We start from the raw sequence: 25,770 nt of genomic DNA, 5'->3' as shown, positions 1-25,770 counted from the left end.
GTAAAGGTAATGCAGAATATATTGCTGTAATTTCATGCCGTGACACATATTTTCAGGCCACGCTGACATCATCAAAGCGTTTGGTAGAAGATGAATTTGATATAGGTGAATTGAGAGGTGAAGTTAAAGTAAATCCTTATGTTGTTGTAAAAAATGACATTTCAGGATTTGTTTCTCCTGATATAAATCCCGAGTTTGGTGATGGCCCTTTTCAATTTGTTATCGGCGATATTCTTGCTCAAGATGAATCTCAAGTTTTTTATATTGACCGTGATTTATTTAAGCCGATTACTTCAGTTTTTGAATTGGTTAAGAAAGATGAGCAGAGTGAAGGAATCTGGTCGGTTGATTTTGATGGAGACCATGTTCAAATTATTGTGAGTCCAAAGCTAAAAGAGAGTATTGATAATGCCAGGAATACAAAAGAAAATCGTGTCATTCTGATTAACTCTATATACTTCGCCGCAGTCATGCAGTCGATACAAAAGCTTAAAGATTCAGAAACTCAAGCCGAGTACTGTGATAAGAAGTGGGCAAAAATTATTTCAGGCCAAGCACATAACAAAGGCCTCGACATCGGAAAGCACGACGCCTATATGATTGCAGAGAAACTTATGCAACAACCAATTAAACTCCTAGATACCTATGTTTTTAAGAGTGGTGAATAATGAAAATTAACTTTCTTAAAGCGAATAAAGTCCAAGAACTATTTTCCAAAGTACCAGAACATTTAGAGTTCTATAGAACAGGTAAATTTGAGTTTTTAATGGATGATACATCTTATAATTTCGAATCAAACCAAGATTTTGATGAAAATAAATTAGCAGAGATAAGTTGTACTAAGGATAACCTTAAAGAGGTAGAAAACTGTATTCTTATCTATCAGGCGCTTGGAAATATATCTCACTATTTAGCAAGAGATGAACGACTTTGGGTGTTTTTGACGCACACATTGCTCCTGGAATATACAAGGACAAGATGGCCTATTCCTGATGACAATGAAAAAGCAATAAAACACATAAAAACTCATTTCTTTTGTGTGGGCGCGCGCGGCATAGAGCGTGATAACGCTGCGTCCCGCTTATGGTGGCTTGCGTCTTTATGTAGCAGGGCAGACGGAATATCTTTTGAAGAGGCCTTAACCTGTTTCTTACATCAATCGGACGTCCGAGCAAACATGGTGGAGAGACCAACAACATCACAAAACATAAGAGTTTTCTCGGCAATTCTAAAAAAATTGAATGAATCATACAAAAGCAACAAAGCATTATTTGAAAGAGAAAGATTCCGATCAATAATGAAAGAATTAAACCTGGTCGGCGGAGTAAGGCTCTTAGCTGCATTACCTGATGTTAGCATCTCGCAGGTTTTAGACGATTGTATTGCTCGTTCCGGTTAAGAGTGATCTCTACCGCCAATAGTAGACAATTTAAAAAGCGAGTATTCAATCGAAGGGAGGCAATTGCATAACTAAGCTATGCTAGCTTTACTCGGCATAGCGCGCCTTCTGCGAACTAAAACGCCTAAAACTGGTAGCCCAAATTGGAGTTGCCAAAGCTGCTACGCAATCGAACAAAATTTTCCAGGGTCCTGGCAAAATAGCGCTGAATGGTTTCAGCTCCAGGGACCAACCCGAGACCAAATTATAACCGTCTGATTTTAGCGGGTTGAACCCGCAGAATTGGTGGAGTCATCGGACACGCCGGGTAATAATAAAGAATTATTGCTTAACACTACCTAATCTAAGGAAAACAACGATGGCACTTGAGGTTGAACATAAGTTTTTACTGGCGAACGACGACTGGCGCGGCGAAATCGATCATTCCGTACACTACAAACAGGGCTATTTGAGTAGCAGTCCGCTTAGCTCAGTAAGGGTGCGGATTTCCGATAGCCAGGCTTGGCTGAATATCAAGAGCGCCACTATCGGCACCCATCGTCAAGAATTTGAGTATGAAATCCCTTTGCCTGATGCCAACAGTATTCTCGACGAACTATGCCACAAGCCGTTGGTGGAAAAAACCCGTCATTTTGTTTATCGGGATCGGCACGTTTGGGAAATTGACGAGTTCATGGGCGATAACCAAGGTTTGATTGTCGCGGAAATCGAATTGTCGACAGTAGGCGAGGCCTTTGTTAAACCGGACTGGGTCGGAATGGAAGTTACCGACGATTTACGTTACTACAACAATAATCTCTGCAAGCATCCGTTCAAGGATTGGGGCAAATAACTGGCAACAATCCAGACAGGCGATAAAAGTTGCCGTTTTCAGAGGTTTGCGGCGCTTGTTGCAAAACTGGGACAAGATATTCGCAGAGTCGCTACAGCGCTACAAACACAGACCTAAGCTGCCTTACTGAAGCCTGGCGCTTAGCGAATTTTTGCTACAGGCAATACTTTGTTAAAACAATAATTTAAAGGACGTATTGAAATCCAAAATGCAATGCTCTATATTAAATGTATGAGCAAAGCTACTATTGTTGTTTTATTGATACTTTTTGCCGGTCCGCTGCATGCATCGGAGCTGGCGACCGCTATCGCCCGTTTGGAAAACGACTGGGCCAGCGTTTATTATCAAAGCGACGAAACCCGGCAAAGACAAACTTATCCGCAATTGCTGGAGAAAGCCGCCGAATTGACCAAACGCTATCCGAATGCGGCTGAGCCGAAAATCTGGCAAGCGACGATTATCGCCACCAATGCGGCGTTTCAATCTTCGCTGAGCGCCTTGTCCAGCCTGCAAACCGCCAAGACCCTTTTGGAAGAAGCCATTGCCCAAAATCCCAATGCGCTGGATGGTGCGGCCTATGTCACGCTGGGCACGCTGTATTACATGGTGCCTGGCTGGCCGGTATCTTTTGGGGATAATCAGCTTGCCGAGCAAATGTTGAAAGCCAGCTTGAAAATCAACCCCAACGGTATCGACGCCAATTACTTCTACGCCGATTATCTACTACAACAGGATCGCAACGCGGAAGCTGAGGAATATTTGTACAAGGCCGTCCAGGCCCCGCTGCGCAAGCAGCAAGTATTTGCCGATAGCCAGTTGCAAAACGAAGCCAAACTTGCGCTGGCACATACCCAGCAACGTAAATCCAACGCCGGCAAAAATAAATTTCAATCGTTGTTCACTTCCGCGACAGCCGACTAAATCCGCCTGGCCCGTTTGCCTTTGGCTGTAGAATAACCCTACTTTCAAAACGGGCCACGACTGGCATTTATGAAAAAAACCATTTTCGGACTGTCCGCGGTATTTTTTTTACTGTTTTGTACGTCCAGCACCGCAGACACACCCGCAGCAAATCGACCGCTGGAAACAGTAGCGCTGCAATTAAAGTGGTTTCACCAGTTCCAATTTGCCGGTTATTACGCTGCTATCGAGCAAGGCTATTATGCCGAGGAAGGCTTGCAGGTAGAGATACGCGAGCGCAATCCTGACCAGGACTACGCAGAACAAGTCGCATCCGGGGGAGCCGAATACGGCATCGGCGATTCCGGCATCATCGCCCAGTATGCCAACGGCAAGCCCATCGCAGCCCTAGCCGCCATTTTTCAGCACGATGCGCTGGTGCTGTTCAGCAAACAAGCTTCAGGCATCGTCAGCCCCTACGAAATGGCCGGCAAGCGCATCATGTACGATGTGGTCGGCGAGAACAATGCTCAGGTTCGTGCCCTACTCGCCGAAGCCAATCTGAATGAAAGCCGCTATCAAAAAGTTGCCGAGACCTTTAACAACGCCGACTTTATCGCGGATAAAGTCGATGTGATGTCCGGCTATATCACCGACCGGCCATTTAGCTTTCGCGCCGCCGGCATCAAATTCAACATTATCAATCCGCAAAATTACGGTATCGACTTTTACGGCGACTTGCTTTTCACCAGCCGCAAAGAGCTACAGCAACATCCCGGCCGTGCCGAGCGCTTCCGCCGGGCCAGCCTGAAAGGCTGGGAATATGCGCTGTCTCACCCCGATTTGCTGATCGAGCTGATCCAACACAAATACCCAAGCAAACTCAGTCCGGAGCAACTGCGCTACGAAGCCGAGGAAACCCGTAAGCTGATCATGCCGGACTACATCCCGCTGGGCCAGATCGAAGCTGCCCGCTTACGCCGGGTAGCCGACATTTATGCCAACCTGAAATTAGCGCGCCCTTTAAGCGACGGCCAGCTCAATGAGTTTGTCTACGGCGGCAGTAAATCCGCCGATTTGCAATTGAACGACGCGGAACGGCAATGGCTGGCCGAGCATGCTGAAATTCGAGTGGGTATAGATAGAAATTTTCCGCCGTATGAATGGCTGGATGCGGCTGGCGAGCATCAAGGCATGATTGCCGAACATCTAAAGCTAATCGAGCAGAAACTGGGGGTTAAGTTTGTTCTGATCATGGACAAATCCTGGCAGGAAGTGTTGGACATTGCCAAGCGCGGCGAATTGGACATGATCGCCGGGGCAACCAAAACCCCCGAGCGAGAACAATATCTGAATTTTACCCAACCCTATATCAGCACGCCGACTGTAATCATCGGCGACAAAAACAGTGGTTATATTAATTCCCTGCAATTGCTAACGGGGGGACGTGTAGCCATCGAACAAGGGTATTTTGTTCAGGAATTGCTGAGCAGAGACTACCCAGGGATACAACTGCTGACCGCCCCCTCGGTACAAGAAGCGCTGAATCTGCTGGCCGAAGGCAAGGTGGATGCGTATATCGGTGATGCGGCTTCGGCCAGTTACGCAATCAAACAACAAGGCTTATTGAATCTGCATATTGCCGGCCAACCTGGGTATGTCAACGAAACCCGGATGGCTGCTCTAAAATCCCACCCGCAATTGCTGTCGCTGCTGGAAAAGGCCCTGGCCAGTATCAGTCAAGCAGAACACGATGCCATTATTAACCGCTGGATGGGACTAAAGGTCGAGCAAGGCATTCGCGTTGACGCGTTGTTACGATCCGCCGCCGTGGTCCTGCTGGCCCTGTTGTTTTTCGTCTATTGGGTGTTCAGGCTACGGAAGGAAATCAAGGCCCGCAAACGTAGCGAGGCCGACCTGGCCCGACTTTACACCAACATGTCGCTAGGTTTTGCATTACATCAGGTGATACGCGACGACAGCGGTAAAATCGTCGATTATCGCTATCTGGATATCAACCCGGCCTTTGAAAAAATGACCGGCATTGCCCGCGACAACTGGATAGGCAAAACCGTTAAGCAGGTGTTGCCGAATACCGAGGGAGCCTGGATCGCTAGCTTTGACGGTCTGGACACCAGTGGCGAGCCCCAACATTTTGAAAACTGCGTGACCGATCTGGGCCGCTGGTATGCCATCGATAGCTATAAAGCCGGTCCCGACCGTTTTGTGGTATTGGTCCAGGACATTACCGCGCGCAAACAGACCGAACTGGCGCTAAAAGAAAGCGAAGAACGCTTTCGTATCAGCCAAATTTATGGCGGCGTGGGCATCTGGGAAGCGGATTTATTGAAAAACCGCCAGTTTTGGTCGGAAATTGTCACGACTGAATTGGGTTTTCCGCATAAGGCACTGCATACCTGGAACGATTTCCTGGAAGTGGTTTGCCCGGAAGATAGGGCTTTAATCTTGGAGGCCACCCGCCAACATCTTGAATGCGGCGCCAATTACGATGTGGAATATCGTATCCAAACCCCTAGCGGCGAAAAGCGCTGGATGCGCTCGGTGGGTCAGGTCGAGCGAGACGGCAGCGGCAAACCGGTGCGGATGCGCGGGATTGTCCATGATGTCAGCAAACGCAAAGCGGCCGAGGAGAAACTGCGGCTATCGGCGCGGGTATTTTCGGACGCCCACGAGGGCATCATCATTACCGACATCAATGCGTCGATCATCGATGTCAACGCCGCCTTCACCGACATCACCGGCTACAGTCGTGAGGAAGCGCTGGGGCAAAATCCAAGCTTTCTCAGATCCGGGCGGCAAGCGCCGGAATTTTATGAAGCCATGTGGGAGATCATAAATCAGACCGGGCATTGGCAAGGTGAGGTCTGGAATCGCCGGAAAAACGGCGATTTGTATGCCGAACTATTAACGGTTTCGGCCTTGCGCGACGATGCCGGCAATATCATCAATTATCTGGGTTTGTTCTCGGACATCACCGAAAGCAAGCAACAGCAGCAAGCCCTAGAAGTGCTGGCGCATTTCGATCCGCTCACCCAATTGCCCAATCGCGCCTTATTTGCTGACCGCTTTGCCCAGGCTATCGCCCACAGCAAACGAGCCGAATCGCTGTTGGCGGTGTGCTATCTGGATTTGGACGGCTTCAAGCAAGTCAACGATAACTTCGGCCACGAGACCGGCGATCAATTATTGGTGGAAGTAGCCAAACGCATCAAGTTAAAGCTGCGCGAAGGCGACACGGTTTGCCGGCTGGGTGGCGACGAATTTGCGTTGTTATTCGAAAATCTGCAATCGGTGCAGCAATGCGAAGATGCCTTAACCCGCATCCATCAGGCCATGGCCGAACCTTTCGAGCTGGAAAATCGCCATGTGCGGATTGCCGCAAGTAGCGGAGTGACCATCTATCCCCTCGACCTAGAAGATCCGGATATTCTGTTGCGTCATGCCGACCAAGCGATGTATCAAGCCAAACTGGACGGTCGCAATCGCTATCGAATTTACGATCATTTGTCTGGACAATCGACTAGCATCAATCATCGCCCCAGCCGTCTGGAGCAAGCCTTGGCCGAGGTTGGTCAGGCGCTGATGGACAACCAGTTTTGCATGTACTACCAACCCAGGGTCAATATCAAAACCGGCCAAGTCGTCGGCGCGGAAGCCCTGATCCGCTGGCACCATCCGGAACGCGGTGTGTTGCCGCCGGCCGAATTTCTGCCGATAGTCGAAAACACTACCTTGGAAATCGACCTGAGCAATTGGGTACTAAGACAAGCATTCAAGCAATTGCAGATCTGGCACGATCTCGGTCTGAATCTCCAAGTCAGCGTGAACATATCCCCGCGCCATCTGCAATGGCCGGATTTCATCAAAACCCTGGAAACCTTGCTGACGGAATACCCGCAAATTCCTTCCAGCCAATTGGAATTGGAAGTACTGGAAAGCAGCGTACTGGAGGATTTGATCTCGGTGGGCGAGACGCTGAAACAATGCTATCACGACCTGGGAGTACCCTGTGCGCTGGACGATTTCGGCACCGGTTATTCGTCGCTGGCGCATTTGCGGCATTTGACCATCAACACGGTAAAGATCGATCAAAGTTTTGTACGCAACATGATAGACGACCCGGATGACATGGCCATTGTCGAAAGTGTGATTGCGCTGGCCAAAGCCTTCAAACGCGAAGCGGTTGCCGAAGGCGTAGAAGATATAGAACACGGTATTTTTCTGATCGATTTGGGATGCAGCATCGCCCAAGGTTGCGCCATCGCCGAAGCCATGCCGGCCGACGCGGTGTTGGCTTGGGTCAACAGTTATCGCAACCATCCGGCCTGGACTGATTGCGCCAGGCTTTCGCTGACTAATTGGCAAAACCAATTGGAATTACTGAAACTTCAGCAGCAGTATTGGTTGCGCCGTCTGGAACAATGTCTGCATCCTCCAGCCGGCAGCTGTCCGCGCTGGCCTATCCTGAACTCGAAAAAATCGCATCTGGGTAGGTGGCTGGAACGGCTCAAACACGAACGCGGCATTGATGCGCGTTTACTGGAACAACTGGAGCGGGCGCAATCTCGACAACAAACGCTGGCGGAAAATCTCCAGCGGCATCGGCTGGAAGGCAAGAGCGGCGACAGCGCAGCTTTCAGCCAATTACGCGAAGCCAATCTGCAAATAGTGCAGTTACTGGAGCGCCTAGAATCAGCGGCCTAAGCCTATTCTGATCACATGCAGAGCTTCGTTTGCGGTGATCTGACCTTGGTCTTGCTGTGTTCGGACTTTGTTGCATAATTCCTGCGAAAACCAAACTACCCCTTAGCCCCCCACAAATCAGTTAGACAATTTTGGGCATGGCATCCGTGATCGGCCTGCCCAGCTGGGTAACCGCCACCAATCGCGAACGATGCGCTTCACGCTGTTCAGCACATCTATGGCCCTTGTGTAGCCTCAATGCAGCGTTAGCGGAATCGAGGGGGGTGCCTTCGAATCCTCGATTCCGCTAACGCTGCATCGAGGCGTGCTTTCGTTGTTTGGTGGCCACTACTGCATCGGCTTGGGAGAGCAACTCGTCAAAACGTTTCTTCAAATGCTCGGTCATCAAGAGGCTCCTAATAATAGGGCATGAGGCCGCTGCGCGGCTTTATTGCACAGCACCCGTGTGGACTGCCAGGTTTGACTTCGTTTCTTCATGGAATAGTAGTTTGACGAGATTGTTATTGATGTGTCCCCACAATGTCTTACGCTCCTTTGTGTTATACGCCCTAACATTATTGGCATGTGAAATTTCCACGCCGTTTATGGCATATATCAAGGTGTTTTCAGCATGACTGATCTTGGCTTTACCCTTCGATATGACGAGGCTTCCATTACCTAAACTTCCGTCGTGACTGATATCTACGTCACTGCCACAAACAACAACGCTATTGCTGCTGTGGGCGATATGCACGGCACCGGTTGAAATGATGATGGAATTGGTTGCGAAAGCGATGTTCGTATCTGCCCCTGCAACTACAAGCTGATTATCTACTTCAGTCAATTTGAGAGGCTCGCTGTCACGAATAACGCTCTTTGGGGAAATGTTCCGAAGCGAGTTGTTTGCTTCTTCGGAAATTCCAAGATTATCGAATATGTCAGACACTTCGCTTTTAGCTTTCGAAATAATGCTGCTCTGATCGTAAGCGCTCTCGTGCTCAAGGAGATTCAACAAACTATCTCCACTGTACTTCGTGCATGCGGAAGCTGATGCGAGAGCAAAGGTTGCCGCAATGATCCGAAATGAAATATTCATGCCTCTCCAAATTTGGCGTCTAACGTTTGACATAACCGATAAATGCCGATGGCAAAGCCAGGGCCGTAGGCTCAGTAGAGCAATGCGAAACCCAGCAAATGCTTTAATTCTTAACGTTCCAAAGGCTCTTTGGAATAGCAAACTTATCAGCTTCTATGCTGGGTTTCATTATCATTCAACCCAGCCACTTCTGCTGTTGACCAACTAACCGCCTGATGGTGCTCGCTCATAAAGGCCAGCAATGGGATGATTCCGCACTTCTCTTTATTTCAATCCCGAACAAAGCTAATCGGCTCCAAATCGACAAAAAAGGGTTTGCCGAACGCAAACCCGACAAACCCTTAAATTCACACCGAACAAACTCGAAATTGTAGGAAGGCAATAAAGTTTCATACTGAAATCACGTGAAAGCCTTATCTAACGGCGCCATAAATCAGTGCTTAAAAAATGAAGTATCACACTGATCCGAATAGCACTTAGACGGCATGGCAATCGACTATTGCATTTTCATACCGCCCCGGAGTTACCATAGTCAACGACGCATATTCAGATACCAAACAGCTGGTGACACCGATGATGAAGTTGGCTGTGCCAATGCTGACTGGGCATTCAAACTTATCGCTCCCGCAAACTTTCCCCGACGTGCTCGATCAGCGGGCTTAGGAAATATTCAATGACTCGTCGCTGCCCGGTTTTGACTTCCACCGTCACCGCCATGCCCGGCGTCAGGTTGACGGTTTTGTTCTCGACTTGCATCGTCGTGCGCGGCAGTTTGACTCGGGAAGAGTAAATCAGGCCGCGTTTCTCGTCGTTGATGGCGTCGCTGGAGACATGGGTGACTTCGCCGTGCAGGGTGCCGTATTTGGTGTAAGGGAAGGTTTCGATTTTAATTTCGGCTGCCTGGCCGGGATTCACAAAGCCGATGTCCTTGTTTTCGACGAAGGCTTCGATTTCCATCGCTTGATCGGCGGGGACTACGATCATCAGCGGCTGCGCCGGGGTGACCACGCCGCCGACGGTGTGAATCGCTAGTTGTTGGACAATGCCGTCCACCGGTGCGCTTAGGGTCAGTAATTGGCCGCGCTGGCGGGCCTTGATGCCGGCCTGGGTGTAGGTTTCGATTTTCTGTTCGCTGTCGTGCAGCCTATCCAATGCCGTGCGCCGGGCGGCGGCCAACAGTTCGCTTTGTTGTTTGGCGGCTTCCTGAATCGCCGCGCCGAGCTCTTGTTGCTTTTCCCGTTGCGTCGCCAGTTCGCCTTCCTGTTCTATCCTGGCCTGTTCGCGTTCCAGGTAGTTGTGGCTGGAGACGAATTTTTTGGCTTGTAATTGTTGATAATCCTCAGCCAGTCGGCGGGCAATCGGAGCGGACTGCGCCAGTTTAGCCACGGTGGCCTGCACCGAACGCAAAGCCGCTTGTCGGCTGGACTTGTCGGCTTCCAGCCGTTCCAGTTTACTGGTAAGTTCCTGCCATTCGCCATCCAGCAGGCGTTGTTCGTGTTGGACTTGTTCCATAGGCATCGCTTCCGGCGCCTGGAGTTGCGGCTTTTGCGGTTTACCGTTTTGCAAAGCTGCCAGGCTCTGTAAAAAGGCGCTGTCCCGAGCCGCCGTCAGTTGCGCGGTGCGTAAATCGTTGGCAATGCTGGCGGTATCGGCATCGGCGGCGGTCGCGTCCAGTTCGATCAGCACATCGCCGGCCTTGACCGTTTGGCCGTCGTTGACGTGGATGGCTTTGACCGTGGCGGTTTCCAAGGGCTGGATGGTCTTGACCCTATCGTTGGGGACAATCTTGCCCTGGGCGGTAGCGACGATGTCGATCCGGCCGAAACAAGCCCAGAGTACCGCCAACAGCGCAAAGCTAATCAGCAACCATATTGCCACACGCGGTGCCGGTGAAACCGGAGTTTCCTGTAAGGCCAGCGCGGCGGGCAGAAAAGCGCTTTCGTGCGCCAAACGGGGCACACTGTCGAGTTCAGCGCGCCGTGACCAGGCGTGCCGGAAAGCTTGTCGGTAGCGGTGTAACAGATCTAAAGTGGCTTGAAGTTTCAACATCGTATTATCCCATCTGCAACCGATGCAGCCGGCTGTAATGGCCCAACTCGTGGGTGAGCAGTTCGCTATGGCTACCGGCTTCGACGATCTGGCCTTTGTCCATCACCACGATGCGGTTGGCATCGCGCACCGCACTCAAGCGGTGGGCGATGATGATGACGGTGCGGCCCTGGCAGATGGCTTTCATATTGTTCTGGATGATGCGCTCGGATTCGTAGTCCAGCGCACTGGTGGCTTCGTCGAAGATCAGGATGCGCGGATTGCTGATCAAGGCTCGGGCAATGGCAATGCGTTGGCGTTGGCCGCCGGACAGGGTCGAGCCGTGTTCGCCGACCATCGTGTCGTAGGCTTCCGGCAGCTCCAGGATAAAGTCGTGAGCGCCGGCCAGTTTGGCGGCGGCGATGACTTGCGGCAAGGGTGCGCCGGGATCGGTCAAGGCGATGTTGTCGCGGATGCTGCGGTTGAACAACACGTTTTCTTGCAATACCACGCCGATCTGCCGGCGCAGGGACGAGACGTCGGCCAAGGCCAAATCCATGCCGTCCACCAGCACCCGCCCGCGTTCGGGGACATACAAGCGTTGCAGCAATTTGGTCAAGGTACTCTTGCCGGAACCGGAGCGACCAACGATGCCGATTACTTCGCCGGCGGCGATGTCCAGCGTAATGCCACGTAGCACTTCCGAGCCGTCTGGATTGTAGCGGAAGATCACTTGTTCGAACTCGATTTTGCCTTGTATCGGCGGCAAGCTGCTCTTGTTACCGGCCGCTTCGCCACGAGTATTGAGAATATCGCCCAGCCGTTGCATGGAGATGCCGGTCTGCTGAAAGTCGGTCCACAGCTGCGATAAGCGCATCACCGGTTGTGCCACGTGGCCGGCCAGCATGTTAAAGGCGATCAACTGGCCGACGCTGAGTTCGCCGTCGATGACCAGACGGGCACCCAACCACATGGTGGCGACGGTGACCAGTTTGCCGATCAGGGTCACGCCGGCGTTGGCGAACAGGCCGACGCTGGCGGTCCGGAAGCCGGCCGAGACATAACCGGCCAACTGCTTGTCCCAATGCCGGGTCAGTTGCGGCTCTACCGCCATGGCCTTGACGGTGCCGATGCCGGAGATGGCTTCCACCAGAAAGGCCTGGTTCTCGGCACCGCGATTGAATTTCTCGTGCAAACGACCGCGCAATAGCGGGGTGTATAACAGCGACAGCAAGACATAGCAGGGCAAGGACACCAACACAATCAAGGTCAGGTCCACGCTGTAATAGGCCATCACCGCCAGAAACACCACCGAGAACAACAAGTCCAGCACGACCGTCACCGCGTTGCCGGTTAAAAAGGCCCGAATGTTTTCCAGCTCGCGGACCCGAGCCACCGAATCGCCGACCCGCCTTGCTTCGAAATAGGCCATCGGCAGATTCAACAAATGCCGAAATAGCCGGGCTCCCAGTTCGACATCAATGCGGCTGGTGGTATGGGCAAACACATAGCCACGCAAGCCGGTCAGCAGCACTTCGAACAAGGTCACGACCAGCAGGCCGATGGCAATCACATCCAAGGTGGTAAAGCCTCGATGCACCAGGACCTTGTCCATCACCACCTGAAAGAACAGGGGCGTGACCAAGGCAAACAACTGCAAGACCAGACTGACCAGCAACACTTCGAGCAACAGCTTGCGGTATTTGACGACGGCCGGGATGAACCAGGTGAAATCGAACTTGCCCAGTTCGGCGGCCAGCGAGGCGCGCGAGGTGAATAAGATCAATTCGCCGGACCAGCGCTCGGCGAAAGCCTCTAACGGCATTTGTTCGGGGCGAGCAGCAGTAGGGTCGTGAATCAACACTTGGCCGTTATCGACGCGGGCTAGTACGAAAAAGCTTCCGTCAACAGAAACCGCAACAGCCGGCAACGGTGTCTTATCCAAGCGGGCAACCGTAGTCTTGATCCGTTTGGCCTGCAAACCCAGCCTCTTGGCAGCTAGCAGAATATCGTCACAACCCAATAGCTGACCACTGGGTCGAAACTGGTGAGCCAGTTGATCGGGATCGACCGCAACGCCGTGCAGACGGGCCAACATCGCCAGGCAGACTAGGCCGGTATCGAGGGTAGCGGCGGGGGCACCGCTAGCAGGAGAGGTGGTTGTCATTTGATCGCAAAGTATAGATTGGAAGGCGATTATTTAGGGAAATATTGGCGACCGGGAACGCCGGGTAAAAGCCAACGCCGCATAGAGTCAAACTCGCCGACCCTAGCTACTTTTTACCTTTATCCGGCGCCTCGTCTGTCCTTTAATGCCAGTTAGCCACAATCACCGGCGCCAATGCCGTTTGGTAATCAGTCGGCAAGGTGGTTTGACCCGCTGCCGGCGGGGCAAATGCGGCCATCGCGGAGACCAGGTTTTCCACCTGGCTGTCCAGCAAGGTCAACGCACCGTCGGTGGTTTTGAACTGCTCGACGTGGTTGGCGGTGCCGGTATACCAGTCCTTAACGATCAGCTTGTCGTCGGTACCGATAATGCTGGCTTCCAGGTTGTTGCCAACGTGGCGTAACCAGATTTGGTCGGCGGTGATACCGGACAGGAATTGGGCGATGTCGGTGTTACCCGCCGAGGCATCGTTCTCAATAACGGTATCCGCAGCGTAACCCAGGCCCAAGACATAGGTGTCGTTGCCGGTGCCTCCGGTCAGCGTATCCGCGCCGCCCAGACCATCCAAGGTATCATTGCCTGCCGCGCCGGATAAGTTGTTGACTACACTATTGCCCTTGAGCACGTTGTTCAACGTGTTGCCCGTACCATTGATGGCAGTTGAGCCGGTCAAGGTCAGGTTTTCAAGGTTCGTGCCCAAGGTGTATGTAATACCGGTTTCTACGGTGTCGGTGCCTTCATTGGCATTCTCGGTGAGAACGTCGGTTGAAACATCGACAACAAAGGTGTCGTCGCCTGTTCCCCCCAGCATTTTGTCAGCACCGCCTTTGCCATCGAGCCTATCATTACCCGCACCGCCTGTTAGCGTATTGACAGCGCTATTCCCGGTTAACACATTATTGAGGGTATTGCCGGTGCCATTAATGGCTGTGGTGCCTGTCAACAACAGATTCTCCACATTGGCTCCCAACGTGTAGGTAATACTGGTTTCCACAGTATCGCTGCCTTCATTGGTGTTCTCAGTGATAACATCGGTTGAGACATCGACAACGTAAGTATCATCGCCTAATCCGCCTAACATCTTATCAGCACCTGCCTTACCATCGAGCCGATCATTACCGGCACCGCCGGTAAGCGTATTCACCGCGCTATTGCCGGTCAGAATGTTATCCAGGCCATTTCCGGTCCCGTTGATAGCAGTAGTGCCCGTTAAGGTAAGATCTTCAACATTAGCCCCCAGCGAATAGGTAACGCTAGCCTGAACCTTATCGGCGCCTTCATTAACATTTTCCGTGACAATATCTAGGACGTTATCGACTACATAGATGTCATTACCCATACCGCCAATCAGTGTATCCGCCCCAGCACCCCCGGAAAGCGTATTCGCTGAACTGTTACCGGTGATAACATTGTTAAGCGTATTACCTGTGCCGTTGATGGCTGCAGTACCGGTCAACACCAAATTTTCGACATTGGTGCCTAACGTGTAGGTAATACCGGTCTCAACGGTGTCGGTACCTTCGTTAGCATTCTCGGTGATTACATCGGTTGAGATGTCGACAACGTACGTATCGTTGCCTGTACCGCCTAACATCTTATCTGCACCGGCTTTGCCGTCAAGCCGGTCATTGCCCGCACCACCTGTCAGTGTGTTTACAGCACTATTGCCGGTAAGAACATTATTCAAGGCATTCCCGGTACCGTTGATGGCAGTAGTACCTGTAAGGGTGAGGTTTTCCACATTAGCGGTTAATGTGTATGTAGCAGTCGACTCTACACTGTCTAGACCCTCGTTAAGGTTTTCGGTGATTACATCAGCCGAGCTATCGACAATGTAAATATCATCCCCCGTCCCGCCTATCATCGTATCGTTACCCGCATTGCCAATAAGTCGGTCGTTGCCACCGAGACCAGTCAAGGTGTTGGCTACACTGTTGCCTATCAGCACGTTGTCAAGTTCGTTGCCCGTGCCATTCACAACGGCGTTGCCAGTCAATGTCAAATTTTCTACGTTGGCACTTAGGGTCCAAGTGATAGAACTTTGAACTAAATCAATTCCTTCGTTAAAGTCCTCAGTCGTATAGTCGGATAGGCTGTCAACCACATAGCTATCATTGCCCATACCACCGTAAAGACCATCATTGCCCGCTCCCCCGTCAAGGACATCGTTGCCCTCATATCCGAATAAATAGTCATTGCCGCCTAAGCCGTACAACGAATCGTTGCCTGTGCCCCCATAGCCGCTTTCGTTTGATTGAGTACCGGTAATCATCAGATCTTGGTAAAAGGTCACAATGTCGAACGTATCTGATCCCTTCAGTCCCGCAGTATCTTGTGCCGTGACCCGCACGCTCACCGTACCGGTCCCAATTGGCCGACCCGAAAAATATGTGCCATAAAAATGCAACCAACTGGGCAAAGGGCTTCCGTCGGACAAAGTTGCCCCCAACACCAGGGAACTTGACGGATCAAGGTCATCGGCAAACGTATTTGAGGGCACAAAATAGTCGAAAGGCCTTCCCTCGACCAAGCTCAAGTCTGGCAATGGCGTTGCCACGACTGGTGCTTGGTTGTTCAACTTGGCATTAATAGTAGTCAAGTTCCAGACCGTGTTCGTTGGGTAATTCTTAAACCTGATCTGCTCTATCGAGAATGGCGTAACGCCATCGTTATCGAAATAATGTTGAATAGTAAGCGTATCGGAGGTCCCTGCTAACGAAAGAATCAAGTCATTGTCAATGCGGCTAACGCCGACTTCAGATGGCAATATGCCCGATGAAAACTCAACTGCATCTATTTTTCCGACAGTCAGGTCATAACTGTTAATTGTGTCCTGACCAAAGCCTCTGTCGAAATAGTATGTATCGCTTCCCGCACCGCCCATCAAAACATCGTTAGCGCCTCCCCCGGTTAAAGAATCGTTTCCAGCGCCGCCTATCAAAACATCATTTCCGTCGCCGCCTCTTAAAATGTCATTACCAGCACCGCCATCCAAGGTGTTGGCGGCGTTATTACCAGTAAGCGTATTGGCTAGCGAATTGCCGAATCCGTCAATGGCTGCCGTTCCAGTCAAAGTGAGGTTTTCAAGATTGCTTCCTAGCGTATAACTCAAGCTCGCTTCAACAGAATCCGTATCCCAAGGCTGATTCGCGTTTTCATTTTCAAAAATTTGGTCATTTATGTCATCGACAACATAGAGATCGCTTCCTGCTCCACCCCGCATTTCATCGGCACCTGTTCCGCCGTTCAGAACGTCAGCCCCGGCGCCGCCGTAGAGCTTATCATTACCTCCTTCTCCCATTAAACGACCAGCGTTGGAAGAATTCTGCAATGCGACACTTAAAATATTATTTTGAGCGTTACCCCTCAGCGTAGCATTGTTGGCATAACCCGCCAATGTGAAAGATTCGACGTTATCCATCATCAAATCAGCGATGTTGATTTCGCTACCCGAGTCTGGCGCAAAAGTCCAAAACCTTACATCATCACTACCCTCGTTTGCGGCTTCAATAACGCGGTCGTTCAAACTAATAACATAGGTGTCGTTACCGGCACCGCCAACTAATGTGTTCGACGCTGCATTCTGTGAACCGTCCAGAAAATTGGCTAGAACGTTACCTACGCCGCTAATGGCATCGGCTCCAACCAGCACCAATCGGTTGGATGTGCTCGTCGGTACAGGCTGACCGGTGTTGACGTTGACTGCTGGCTGAGCCAAGCTGTAATCGATAGAACTGCGGATTTCGTAAGCTACGCCGACAATTTTGTCGCCTATGTTATCGATAAATACGATAGGTGCATCATTACCTTTTACAATGACCGTATCGGCACCCGCTCTTCCATCAAACACATCACCCTGAACCCCATAGCCACCAGAAGTCAAAATATTATCCAAGCCATTGCCATAGGCATAAACGGTATAAATCGAGTGGCTATTACTGCCATCGTATAAACTCAGATTTTCGACATTGTCGAATAGGGTGCCGCCGCCCGGATTTACCCAGGTATCGATCCCCCCATCCGCATACTCCACTATGTTTTCAACCGTGAAATAAGTGTCATCCCCAAGGCCGCCTTGAGCAGTATCATTACCGCCGTTTCCGACAATAACATTGTTGCCGCTATTGCCTATTAGGATGTTATCAAGGGCATTGCCCGTAGCACCAATATTTAGAAAGCCCGTTAATGTGAGGTTTTCTATATTGTTAGGCAACGCAAAGGTTCGTGACGCCAAAACAGTATCCGTTCCCGAATCTGCAGCTTCGACTATGGTGTCTGACTCGTTGTCAACGATGAACACATCATCCGCCGAAGTGCCCAACATATCGTTCTGCACACCGGCTTGAATATGCGCGCTGATATCTGCTGTTGTCCATACAGCGCCTAAACCGCCGTCAAACTCGATACGCTCTATCGAATAATCCGACGAGGTCAAATCATTGAATTGGATTTGCGTACTTGACCCATCGATCACTAGCACTAGGCGAGTGGAGCCGTATGGGTCTTTCATCCGATGCAAAGTCACATGTTCGGGCAGAATGCCGGCGTCTAACCGCAACACATCTTCGCTGGAACCGTGTAGGTATGCTGTTTCATAAATTTGATCGTAGCCGTCGCCTCGACCAAAAAAATAAATATCGTTCCCCAAGCCACCACGCAGGATGTCATTACCCGTGCCGCCTCCGAGAGTATCATTGCCCTCTTCACCATTGATCGTGTCATCGCCTACGCCGCCATTTAGCACGTCATCGCCACTGAGGCCTATGCCGGTTCCATTGCCAAATAGCGTATCGTTGCCCTCCCCACCATTGAGAGTATTGTTACCGGTGCCCCCTTTAAGGGAGTCATTACCTAAATAGCCAAGCAGGGTGTCATTGCCCGCGCCACCGTACAAATAGTCGGCCCCGGCACCGCCATACAACTTGCCGCCGTTGTCGCCCAACGTCAGCACAACCGATGTCGTCATTGAGTTACCGACCAGCGTTTCCAGATCCAGCGTGAAGCCATTGGCAAACTCCAGGGTGGCATCGGCGCCAAAAAAGACGTTTTGCAGTTTTAAGGCACCGCCGCTATCCAATGCGATACTGACACCCCGGAGTTGATTTTGATCACCGTATTGGTAGATCGATACCCCGCCAGCCCCCACGGCATTGGCTTGCGCCAAACGGATGGTGTCATGGCCTTCCGCATCGGCAATCGTGTCTTCACCACTGACATGGAGATACAGGTCGTTGCCGGTACCTCCCGCCATAATATCCGCGCCAGCGCCACCGTCCAGAATGTCGTCGCCGGCACCAGCTACCAGAGTATCTGCACCTAACGCCCCCCTCAGGACATCATTACCACTGCCGCCGAATAGCGTATCGTCTCCTGCACCACCATAGAGCTTGCCTCCGTTATCACCCAACGCTAGTGCCAACGCGGTCGTTAGCGATGTACCAACGAGCGTTTCTAAATCTACTTGATCACCATTAGCAAATTCTATGGTAGCGTCGGTGCCGAAGAAGGCATCTGCAATTTGAAGGGTTTCGCCGGTATTCAAGGTGATATCCAGCCGGAGGAATTGCCCTTGGTTACCGTAATTGGTTACCGCCAGTCCGGTAGCGCAGAGGGCATCCGCCTGAGCCCAGACAATAGTGCTATGTCCTTCGATATCGGTAATGGTATCCAGGCCGGTAACGTTGAGGTAAGTATCGTCGCCAGCACCGCCTAGCAGTTGATCGTTACCTTCGCCGCCGTCCAGGGTATCTTTGCCGGCTCCGCCGTATAAGGTATCGTTACCGGTGCCGCCAATCAAAGTGTCGTCGTTGCCTTCGCCGTAAAGGGTGTCGTTCTCGGTTCCGCCCAACAAAGTGTCATTGCCGCTGCCACCATACAGTGTGTCATCGCCCGCTCCGCCATCCAGATAGTCTTTACCGTGATAGGCCAACGCCAGATTGGCTTCGCTGTCATCGCCTATCAGCGTGTCAGTACCGGCACCCCCGGTCAGGGTGTCGTCATTACCACCGCCGTACAAATAGTCGTTACCATCGCCGCCGTCCAGGTAGTCCTTGCCGTGGTCTATACCGGACAGTAGCGCTTCGCTTTTGTCATCGCCCCAGAGAAAATCGTTTTCCGTTCCGCCCAGCAAGACGTCGTCCTTGCCGCCGCCAACGATCCAGTCGTTACCGGCGCCGCCGTCCAGAAAATCGTTGCCGTGAGTCGATGCCGGCGTGGTTGGGTAATAACCCGGTGCAATAAGACCGTCGCCATAGAGGTCGTCGTCGCCTGTGCCGCCGTCGATAATGTCATTACCGCCTTGGCCCCAGGCCGTATCGTTATCGGCACCGCCGTCGATATAGTCATCGCCACGGCCACCGGTTATTTGATCGTCTCCCGCATCGCCGTAGACCACGTCCGGCGCGTTATCCTGAGACAATGATCCACCTCCATAAATGGTGCGGGTATTGTTTGGGGCATCCGCAACACCCCAGGTACTGCCTTGTGTCCAGGCTGTCGTGCCGGCTGGGGCTTGCCAAACTTCGCCCGGCTTTTTGCGTTGCGGTGTGTTGAGACCGGTGGCGCTGAGAATTTCGTCGTTGCCCGTGCCGCCGTGAATGGTGTCGGAACCAGCGCCGCCGGCGATCAAGTCGTCGCCGATGCCGCCGTCGATCTGGTCGTTGCCGGCCCCGCCATCCAGCGCGTCGTTGCCGCCCAGGCCGTTGATTTTGTCGGCATCGGCCGAGCCCGTGATGACGTCGTTAAAGTTCGCCGCAGCGATGCCCCCGCTAAGGATGCCATCGGCTTGCCAACTGGTAGCACTCCATTTGTAGGTGTTGAAGTTGGGATCGGTGGCGGCGGTTCCAGGATCGATTTCGCTGCCGATCAGCAGTGCGCGTTGGTCGCCGATGTAGGTGTGGAGTGGGGCAAGCGGCTGCGAACCGTCGCCCAAGCTGATGCCTAGCTCGCCCGGATGCCAGTTTTGTACTTTGACGACATCGCCGTTTTTGAGGATGAAAAGGTTTTGCGTACCGGTGGAATCGGTTTGCAGGTGATAGCTGATGGCGGATTGCGAGCTTTGTTGGTCTTGCCAGGTGGTGGCACTGAGTTTTTTCCATTTGTCGGCGGCAACATTGCCGTTACCCTGGATGCTGATTAAACCCCATTGGATTTCGCCGTCGCTGTCGATAATGGTATCGACGCCGTCGCCTTGAGTGTAGGCGTAAATATCGCTGCCTGCGCCACCGATCAAGGTGTCGTTGCCGGTGCCGCCGCTGAGGGTATCGTTGCCGGCGTTGCCGATTAGAATATCGTTGCCACCCAAGCCTTGCAGGTTATTAGCATTGGCATCGCCAATCAAAAGCTCGTTTTGATCTTGGCCGGTATTGATTGTGTATCCGTCGCGTCTGCCACCTGATAAATCACCTTGCAGGTCGGTAGCCAGTTGAATATCCAGTGGGTTAATGGTGCTACGCAAGGCTTCCGGGACATAAAGCTGCATTAATACATCGGCAGCTTTTTGTAGGCTGTTTTCCAGGGTTTTGACTTTTGTGTTGTTATCAGTAAGGCTGTAGTCGTTATTGGCTTTTCCGATTTGATTACTGAAGGTGGCTTCGTAGTGCAAAATATCGTCGTGATGACGATTGTACATTGTGTAGATTTGTTTAGCTTGGGCTTCGTCTACCGTACCGGAATCATAAAGGTTAAAAAGTTCTGACTCATAGTAATGACGTTTGGCCCAGCCATTTGTGAATGTGCTATTCCAATTTTGGAGAGCCTTATATCGTATTTGATACCATGCTTCCACACGACTTCCATCGACCGCTATTGCCTGTGTCAACCCATCGGCAAAATCGCCCCATATAGCGCCATTGTACGAAAGTGATATGATTGCTGTACGCTCCCTTGATTCAGGTATACCAAGATTAACTGCTGGAGGCTCATATTTTTGATAAGTTTTCCCTAATAGAGCTTTTGCATCTGCGATGGTCAATGTTTTGTTAAATTGATTGAGTGCAATAGCTGTTTTTTGGTCAATAGGCGCATTATCAATTTCCTGCAATACAGACCACTGAGTAGCACTTAATGAAATCCCTGTTTTTTGCCATATTTCGACATTATTATTGCGATTGAAAGTATATCCATAACCAATTGTTGCCTTGCCATCATTTATGTCTTTAGCATTTTTAATAAAACCTTCTACTCTACTTATCACATCGACAACGAGATCCGTATACTCTTGAGAAGTGGTTAATCTTCTGAAATTAATCATAGTGTTTTATCCTTAAATTTTATTGCAAATAAGCTTTATGTCATCTTTATCAATTTGATAAACTCGTTTATTGTTGTTATCGGTTACATTTTTTTGGAAGGCGGTTGCTTTTCCTGAAATTAAATATAATAAAGATTTTATGCGTATCAAAAAAAATCTTTCTCCTGGCAAGTTTAATTCAAGTTTTTTTCCACTTGAAAGCCCAATGGTTAAGTGGCAAATACTGTCAAGGCTAGCACCACAACTTCTTATAACATTATCATCAATACCGTCATTATCAATGTCTAAATGCTGATATATATCATCTATCCCATGTTCTAGGTAATCATAGTCAATTTTAAAATCTTTTAACTCCTTACCTTTTTTTATGACCTCCATGTTACGATGAAAAAATGAGCATATTTGAGATTGTTGATCTGCGTTAGAACGTACGGGAAAAATGAATAGATAAATTATTGTAAAAAAAACACACCGGCTCATAGCACTGCCCTATTATTTAAATTTTTTATTAATACAAAATAACAAATATCTTTCAATTCATCTTGAAGAGAACGTTTTTTCGGTATTGGCGTTATATTTTTATGTGTACGATACTGACTGATAATCCGCCATTTCCTTTTACTCCAACCCGATAAGGTGCGCCGATAGGATGCTGCCGACGTAAGGAGGCGCATCGCTCGCGTTACTCGACACCTTGAATTTCATATTGCTCATTACTTCCCCAATCATTTGAATAAATGCCGCGTTTCACAAATTGATGAAAACTGGAATACGGCCAATCCATCACCCGTTTCACATATCCATGCTTCACCGGATTCCAATGGATATAATCGATATGCCGATTTAAATCATCTTGGTCTTCGATTAAATGCGCCCAAAACCGTCGCTACCAAATGCCGCGCTCGCGCCGTTTTTGACGACTTTTTGAAACCCGTTCACCGGTTGATATTTTTCTGGAAAAATACCCTTTCAATAAATTCCATCGTGTTGAATAATCGCCATCATCTGTAGGCAGTGTCCAAATGCAATGCAAATGAACAGGCATAATCACGACGGCATTCATATAAAACGGTTTTCGGGTTTTTATATACCGAAAGGCTTGGCTTAATACGTCAATTTTCTCAATCAACAATCGATTGTTCTTGCGTTCCGCAAGATTGACGGTGAAAAACCACAAGGCTTCGGGTATATAAAAACGTCGATATTCGGTCATGGCTTTTGGCTACTCGATTGATGCGCCTCCTTGCGTCGGCACATCCTATTTGGCGCATCGTATCGTGGTCTTCTTCAGTTAATGTGGTAACGGCAATAGTCATTTCGTTCTCCTTAGTAAAAACGATTTAATCGTTAAATTTTTGAAAATGGATATAAGCAGAGGCATGATCATTTTCTTCATACTCGATTACATCAGCATAATTGGGATTGTAAAATGGTATGGTAAATCTTAAATAAGTCCGCGAATTTATACATTCTTGTGCTGCCAGCTTTAATTTAAAAGTTTTGAATTGGCTATTTTCATTGTAAACATAAGTACCTTCGATTTGATCTTTAAAGCTGATGCCAAACGGTTCGCTCTCTATCGAGTATTGGGTTTTGCAGAAAGGATTTCCGGTACCCTTACCGCCCCATGCAACGGCATGGTCGGTAATTACAATCTTGCCATATATTGAGCGAGACGCCGTATCCGATCCATACCAAATACCGGTTAATTCATACCGGTCTATGGGCATTTTAAAATAGGACTTTAATTCCGTAATTTTGGATGAATATGCTTCTTTAAGACACGCAACGTTTTTGCAAAGATTACGCACCTGTTTGAGCCAATACTTTTGCTGGGCAATCAAATCAGATTGTTGTTCGGCGTTATTATTAATAGCCTTGCTGTAAATGATAGTCAGTTTGTCATCAAGCTCTTCTATGTCTGAGTTTGAACAAATAATTTTTTCAACGGGGGTTACTGCCTTTGTGCAATCAAAACTAGCGGCATTTACCCCTGATGCGGCATAAAATAAAACGCTTACGACAATAAAAAACTTATATTTTTTATTCACCATGCCACCACCTTCCGTAGAGCATCGTTCGTGACGTATAGTTGTTCACGTGCAATCTTCGCTATGACTTGTTGTAAATCATAAATATCGTTACCGCCCAGGCCGTTGATGCAGAAGAATGGGGTCGTGTCTTTCATTAGCGCATTTTTATTTTTCATGCAGATAATCTCCAAATTTCATCATTTGCTGCTGCCGAGTTGCCAGCCGCGACATTTTGGACGTTTACGCTTAGCTCGCCCGCGCCGCCAGCGAGGGTAACCGCTTTCCCAAAGGAGCTGAATGTGTCGAATCAATAAATAACTTAAGCTGCAGGTTAGCGTATGACAAGAACGATCCCTGTTGGCTGATGATTCCATAAAATACTGTTAGTGGCTTAAGTGGGTTGCAGGAGTGCTTTGTTGCATCCGACTAATGTGGCCGATAACAATCCGCGTTAGCGCATTATCCCGGAAAGCCTTTTAGGCTACGCCTGTCCAAAAGTCCAATCAGCGGCTATTTATTTAAAATAACTTTGAGGTGACTCTCGGTTTTTGACCTAACGAACCATTCTTGTGTGATTGGCATTGCTTTTTTGTTTGGCTTTTTCGGTTAGGCATTTCCGTAGCCCCAAACCTTAGGCATGTTGGATTCTAAGTAAGACGTTTTACCGACCCAAATCCCTCAGCACTGAACATTAAATTCGTTGCACATGTCAGGGTCGTGGCATGACTATCTAGGCTATGAAATCAGCAGCCCGCGAGCTTTGGCTTGAAAAACATTCAGGCATCACTCTTGATTACGACAAGAAATTCAGAACTACGCGCACCTGCAAGTTGAGTTGCGTATTGGCTTAGTAAGAGCCTATTGGCTTGACACTGCATCCCGATTTGTTAAGGTGCTGTCGATCAACTGGATGACATTATCTGTGGTCTCAGCAGGCGCATAACCGGCGTACTGTTGGGCAAACGCTCGTGCGGATAGCCGATAACACGATTTTTTTAACAATGCTTCCAATAGCCCGGCGAAATCTTGTTCCTGACGGTTATTTCTGGCCGCTGTCCCGGCACCTAGGACCTCGACGCGCAGGCTCATCAGGAATTGCTCCACATTTTGCGGAACCAGCAACAGCGGGATGCCCGCCAACAGGCATTGGCTAACGGTACCCGTACCGCCGGTCGTCACGGCACAGTCTGTCATTTTAAAAAGCTGTTCGGTTTGGACGGGTTGGGTCAGGATGCGCAAGTTTAGCGTGGCAAACGCCTGGATGTGGGCGGGTTTGATCCCAGGCGCCACCACAATGACTTCCGCCGAGAGTTTTGATAAGGCTTTAAGCAGGTTTTCAAAACCAGGCGCGTCAGGCCGTAAATAGGCAAATACGTGTGGTTTGTCAATTTGGTGCCAGGTAATGAGTTGACCTGTGGTACCTGTGTATAGTGGGCCAACGTAATTTTCGCCTTCGCGTGTGCCGTAATGGTCCAATTCGGCAAAGGTCGCCAATACTTTGCGAGCGCCTTGGAATAAATCGGTGATGCGTTCGATAGTACCACCCTTTAAAAAGGTCGCAAGGGCATTAAGCCGTTCCAGGACGTATTCTTCAGCTCGTAACAGCCGTTCCGTCGGGATGGTTTCCCACGGACGAATAGAAGGCAGCGGTAAACAGTTGGGCGGTATCTCAAAACCGGTGCCGATGGTGATGGCGGGCAAGGCGGTCAGGCGGGCGGCAACGAGTGCTGTCGGCGCGTGGTCTACAACTATGAGATCTGCCTTGAACAGCCGGATTAAACTAATCCAGCCCTGCACCAAGCCCAACAAAACCGCCGGGTCGGCATAGCCCGACGCAATTAGGATTTCGGCGTAGTTGACCGGGTGGGGAAGCCGCTTCTTGTCGACATTGACGGGGGCTTGGGCATAAGCAAATCCCTCGGGCGTGAGCAGTTGTGCAGCCACGGCGGTATCCCGGACTACAAAGAAGACTTGGTGTCCCTGTTGGCGCAGCCGCCGGGCTATCGGCAGTTGGCGAGTCATATGTCCAAGGTTACCGCCCAATTCCCAGGCGAACAGGATACGGCTCATGTCAGTTTTACCTACTCTGTCAATATGCTAGTGGGCCAGGGGCGCGGTCGTAGCTAAAGTTGATGCCATAAAACTCGCATTACCCGGTTATATCGGCGATGACACGGCACTATAAACGAGTTCTTGAAAATTACGAGCCCCCGTCCCTATGCACGATTAGGCAGATAGGTGAGGACAACAGACTACGTTAAACATGGTGACATCTCCAATATTTGTAGTCTCATCACCAAAGATCGATGGGCGACAACAAGAATGCCACGGCCTGCCAGACTGCGTTAGCTCTCGCAGCA

The 25,770-nt window shown here is 50.2% G+C and carries 13 protein-coding genes and 1 pseudogene; 5 read left to right on the top strand and 9 right to left on the bottom strand.

Annotated features, from left to right (window positions below; all coding sequences use genetic code 11):
- The first annotated feature begins 80 nt into the window (after positions 1 to 80).
- The 5 genes from G006_RS0115590 (at position 81) to G006_RS0115570 (ending at position 7,856) form a co-directional block, all read left to right on the top strand.
- Positions 81 to 668: a hypothetical protein gene (locus tag G006_RS0115590; protein WP_020484144.1), complete on the top strand. Its 588-nt coding sequence runs from the start codon at positions 81 to 83 to the stop codon at positions 666 to 668.
- Complete coding sequence (locus G006_RS0115585) at positions 668 to 1,399, top strand: DUF6339 family protein (RefSeq protein ID WP_020484143.1); 732 nt, start codon at positions 668 to 670, stop codon at positions 1,397 to 1,399. Before G006_RS0115590 ends, G006_RS0115585 begins: the two co-directional genes overlap by 1 nt.
- A gap of 358 nt (positions 1,400 to 1,757) precedes the next feature.
- Positions 1,758 to 2,231: a CYTH domain-containing protein gene (locus G006_RS0115580; protein ID WP_020484142.1), complete on the top strand. Its 474-nt coding sequence runs from the start codon at positions 1,758 to 1,760 to the stop codon at positions 2,229 to 2,231.
- Positions 2,232 to 2,462: 231 nt separating this feature from the next.
- Entirely contained in the window at positions 2,463 to 3,152 is a 690-nt protein-coding gene (locus G006_RS0115575; protein WP_020484141.1) for a tetratricopeptide repeat protein, read from the top strand.
- 69 nt (positions 3,153 to 3,221) lie between these two features.
- On the top strand, positions 3,222 to 7,856 hold the full coding sequence (locus G006_RS0115570) for an EAL domain-containing protein (RefSeq protein ID WP_020484140.1): 4,635 nt from the start codon (positions 3,222 to 3,224) through the stop codon (positions 7,854 to 7,856).
- A gap of 427 nt (positions 7,857 to 8,283) precedes the next feature.
- Here the strand turns inward: G006_RS0115570 and G006_RS0115560 are convergent, their stop codons facing one another.
- From G006_RS0115560 to G006_RS25660, 9 genes and pseudogenes are all read right to left on the bottom strand, one after another.
- Positions 8,284 to 8,931, bottom strand: coding sequence for a hypothetical protein (locus G006_RS0115560; protein WP_020484138.1), 648 nt, complete (start codon positions 8,929 to 8,931; stop codon positions 8,284 to 8,286).
- Positions 8,932 to 9,546: 615 nt separating this feature from the next.
- Positions 9,547 to 10,980 (bottom strand): HlyD family type I secretion periplasmic adaptor subunit, encoded by a 1,434-nt coding sequence (locus G006_RS0115555; protein WP_020484137.1) that lies wholly within the window; start codon positions 10,978 to 10,980, stop codon positions 9,547 to 9,549.
- A 4-nt stretch (positions 10,981 to 10,984) separates the two neighbouring features.
- On the bottom strand, positions 10,985 to 13,126 hold the full coding sequence (locus G006_RS0115550) for a type I secretion system permease/ATPase (protein ID WP_026147086.1): 2,142 nt from the start codon (positions 13,124 to 13,126) through the stop codon (positions 10,985 to 10,987).
- A gap of 142 nt (positions 13,127 to 13,268) precedes the next feature.
- On the bottom strand, positions 13,269 to 20,756 hold the full coding sequence (locus G006_RS29380; protein ID WP_020484135.1) for a beta strand repeat-containing protein: 7,488 nt from the start codon (positions 20,754 to 20,756) through the stop codon (positions 13,269 to 13,271).
- Positions 20,757 to 21,389: 633 nt separating this feature from the next.
- On the bottom strand, positions 21,390 to 21,755 hold the full coding sequence (locus tag G006_RS0115535) for a hypothetical protein (protein WP_152428876.1): 366 nt from the start codon (positions 21,753 to 21,755) through the stop codon (positions 21,390 to 21,392).
- Between the two features lie 304 nt (positions 21,756 to 22,059).
- Positions 22,060 to 22,590 (bottom strand): annotated as a pseudogene (locus G006_RS29545) (REP-associated tyrosine transposase).
- 127 nt (positions 22,591 to 22,717) lie between these two features.
- On the bottom strand, positions 22,718 to 23,431 hold the full coding sequence (locus G006_RS0115525) for a lysozyme inhibitor LprI family protein (protein ID WP_020484131.1): 714 nt from the start codon (positions 23,429 to 23,431) through the stop codon (positions 22,718 to 22,720).
- Entirely contained in the window at positions 23,425 to 23,586 is a 162-nt protein-coding gene (locus G006_RS28650) for a hypothetical protein (RefSeq protein ID WP_020484130.1), read from the bottom strand. Before G006_RS28650 ends, G006_RS0115525 begins: the two co-directional genes overlap by 7 nt.
- Before the next feature lie 682 nt (positions 23,587 to 24,268).
- Positions 24,269 to 25,480: a glycosyltransferase gene (locus tag G006_RS25660; protein WP_020484129.1), complete on the bottom strand. Its 1,212-nt coding sequence runs from the start codon at positions 25,478 to 25,480 to the stop codon at positions 24,269 to 24,271.
- Positions 25,481 to 25,770 lie beyond the last annotated feature (290 nt).

This window comes from Methylomonas sp. MK1, from assembly GCF_000365425.1.
In the GTDB taxonomy this organism is placed as follows: Bacteria; Pseudomonadota; Gammaproteobacteria; order Methylococcales; family Methylomonadaceae; genus Methylomonas.
The sequence above is the reverse complement of the archived record's forward strand: the minus strand, read 5'-3'. Positions and strand labels throughout refer to the sequence as shown.